We start from the raw sequence: 3,413 nt of genomic DNA on the forward strand, positions 1-3,413 counted from the left end.
GGCCACCTCGGTTCGGTTCCATCCTTCGGGATGGAAGGCATGTTCAGGGCTGCTTCCTCAACCCTTTGCATGTATCCCGGCTGAAACGAGCGGCGTTGTCCAAGTCAAGTACACTGACCATGCGTCATCGCAAGATGACGCGGGAAACGTATGCTTTTGGTTCGGAAAAATGACGGTGGTTTCTTACCAGCTTCCACCGTCGCGCAAGCCAGTCTTGCTTTTTCTGGATCAAATCAAGCGCGAAAAGGGCGTTTGGTGAATGCCTTGGCAGTAAGAGGCGATGAAGGACGTGATACTCTGCGATAAGCCATGAGGAGCTGAGAATAAGCTTTGATCCATGGATTTCCGAATGGGGCAACCCACCTGACAGTTGGTTATTGATTGCCTTTGGCAATCAATAATCTTCTGAAACAGGTACTTCCAGACTGAATACATAGGTCTGAAAGAGCAAACCCGGGGAACTGAAACATCTAAGTACCCGGAGGAAAGGACAGCAATAGCGACTCCCCTAGTAGCGGCGAGCGAACGGGGATCAGCCGAGCCTGATAAGTGACCAGAATGCGTTGGGAAGCGCAGCCATAGCGGGTGACAGCCCCGTATGGGAAGCTTTGAAGGACGTATCAAGTAGGGCGGGACACGTGAAATCCTGTCTGAAGATCGGAGGACCACCTTCGAAGGCTAAGTACTCCTTACTGACCGATAGCGAACCAGTACCGTGAGGGAAAGGTGAAAAGCACCCCGACGAGGGGAGTGAAACAGTACCTGAAACCGAACGCCTACAATCAGTCGGAGCCTCGGACTTGTCCGTGGTGACGGCGTACCTTTTGTATAATGGGTCATCGACTTGGTCTATCCAGCAAGCTTAAGCCGTTAGGTGTAGGCGCAGCGAAAGCGAGTCTTAATAGGGCGAATGAGTTGGATGGATCAGACCCGAAACCGAGTGATCTAGGCATGACCAGGATGAAGGTTGGGTAACACCAACTGGAGGTCCGAACCCACACCTGTTGAAAAAGGTCGGGATGAGTTGTGCCTAGGGGTGAAAGGCCAATCAAACTCGGAGATAGCTGGTTCTCTGCGAAATCTATTTAGGTAGAGCGTCATCCGAATACCCCCGGGGGTAGAGCACTGGATGGGTAATGGGGCCCCACAGGCTTACTGATCCTAACCAAACTCCGAATACCGGGGAGTACTAGATGGCAGACAGACTGCGGATGCTAACGTCCGTAGTCGAGAGGGAAACAACCCTGACCTACAGCTAAGGCCCCCAATTCATGGCTAAGTGGGAAAGCAGGTGGGACGACCAAAACAACCAGGAGGTTGGCTTAGAAGCAGCCATCCTTTAAAGATAGCGTAACAGCTCACTGGTCTAAACAAGTTGTCCTGCGGCGAAGATGTAACGGGGCTCAAGCCATGAGCCGAAGCTTAGGATGCCGTAAGGCATGGTAGCAGAGCGTAGTGTGATACAGCACTTATCTTGTTTTATCGTCGGCTGATTGGCGCGTGCAAACGCGCTCAAGTAGCCGAATAGGCGGTAGCGCAAGATATAGTGTTTTCGATGAAGCCGGGGCGTGAGCCATCCGGTGGAGAGATCACTAGTGAGAATGATGACATGAGTAGCGACAAGGAGGGTGAGAAACCCTCCCGCCGAAAGTCCAAGGGTTCCTGCTTAAAGCTAATCTGAGCAGGGTAAGCCGACCCCTAAGGCGAGGCCGAAAGGCGTAGTCGATGGGAACCAGGTTAATATTCCTGGGCCAGATGGAAGTGACGGATCGCAGAGGTTGTTCGCCCTTATCGGATTGGGCGGGCCGCTGAGCGGTTCCTGGAAATAGCTCCATCATGAGATCGTACCCTAAACCGACACAGGTGGACTGGTAGAGAATACCAAGGCGCTTGAGAGAACGATGTTGAAGGAACTCGGCAAAATACCTCCGTAAGTTCGCGAGAAGGAGGCCCGGGTTCAAGGCAACTTGGATCCGGGGACACAAACCAGGGGGTGGCGACTGTTTACTAAAAACACAGGGCTCTGCGAAGTCGCAAGACGACGTATAGGGTCTGACGCCTGCCCGGTGCCTGAAGGTTAAAAGGAGGGGTGAGAGCTCCGAATTGAAGCCCAGGTAAACGGCGGCCGTAACTATAACGGTCCTAAGGTAGCGAAATTCCTTGTCGGGTAAGTTCCGACCTGCACGAATGGCGTAACGACTTCCCCGCTGTCTCCAACATCGACTCAGCGAAATTGAATTGCCTGTCAAGATGCAGGCTTCCCGCGGTCAGACGGAAAGACCCCGTGCACCTTTACTACAGCTTCGCACTGGCATCAGGATTGTGATGTGCAGGATAGGTGGTAGGCTTTGAAACGGAAACGCCAGTTTCCGCCGAGCCTCCCTTGAGATACCACCCTTCGCACTCTTGATGTCTAACCGCGGTCCGTTATCCGGATCCGGGACCCTGCGTGGCGGGTAGTTTGACTGGGGCGGTCGCCTCCTAAAGCGTAACGGAGGCGCGCGAAGGTTGGCTCAGAGCGGTCGGAAATCGCTCGTTGAGTGCAATGGCATAAGCCAGCCTGACTGCGAGACTGACAAGTCGAGCAGAGACGAAAGTCGGCCATAGTGATCCGGTGGTCCCGAGTGGAAGGGCCATCGCTCAACGGATAAAAGGTACGCCGGGGATAACAGGCTGATACTGCCCAAGAGTCCATATCGACGGCAGTGTTTGGCACCTCGATGTCGGCTCATCTCATCCTGGGGCTGGAGCAGGTCCCAAGGGTACGGCTGTTCGCCGTTTAAAGAGGTACGTGAGCTGGGTTTAGAACGTCGTGAGACAGTTCGGTCCCTATCTGCCGTGGGTGTAGGATACTTGAGAGGAGTTGCCCCTAGTACGAGAGGACCGGGGTGAACGAACCACTGGTGGACCTGTTGTCGTGCCAACGGCAGTGCAGGGTAGCTATGTTCGGACAGGATAACCGCTGAAGGCATCTAAGCGGGAAGCCCCCCTCAAAACAAGGTATCCCAGAGGGCCGTGGTAGACCACCACGTCGATAGGCCGGAGATGTAAGCGCAGCAATGCGCTCAGTTGACCGGTACTAATCGCCCGATAGGCTTGATTTGATCCAGTAACAACAAGACTGGAAACAAAAGCATACACTACAATACGTGACTTGAAACAGGACAGCCCAAATGGGCCGGTTGTATCCTCTTGGAAGATTCCCCGGTTTGGTGGCCATAGCACGAGCAATACACCCGGTCCCATCCCGAACCCGGAAGTTAAGTGCCGTCGCGCCAATGGTACTGCGTCTCAAGACGTGGGAGAGTAGGTCGCCGCCAAACCTGGAAATCTCCCAATCCAAACGATACAAAATAAAACACCGCGGGATGGAGCAGCCAGGTAGCTCGTCAGGCTCATAACCTGAAGGTCGT

2 rRNA genes are annotated in these 3,413 nt (G+C 53.9%); both read left to right on the plus strand.

Going from position 1 to position 3,413, the window contains the following annotated elements:
• Positions 1 to 231: 231 nt before the first annotated feature.
• Positions 232 to 3,104: ribosomal RNA gene (locus tag ABIE58_RS19835) — 23S ribosomal RNA — on the plus strand.
• A 104-nt stretch (positions 3,105 to 3,208) separates the two neighbouring features.
• Positions 3,209 to 3,323: ribosomal RNA gene (rrf, locus tag ABIE58_RS19840) — 5S ribosomal RNA — on the plus strand.
• Positions 3,324 to 3,413 lie beyond the last annotated feature (90 nt).

This window comes from Roseovarius sp. MBR-78 (genome assembly GCF_040547535.1).
GTDB lineage: Bacteria > Pseudomonadota > Alphaproteobacteria > Rhodobacterales > Rhodobacteraceae > Roseovarius.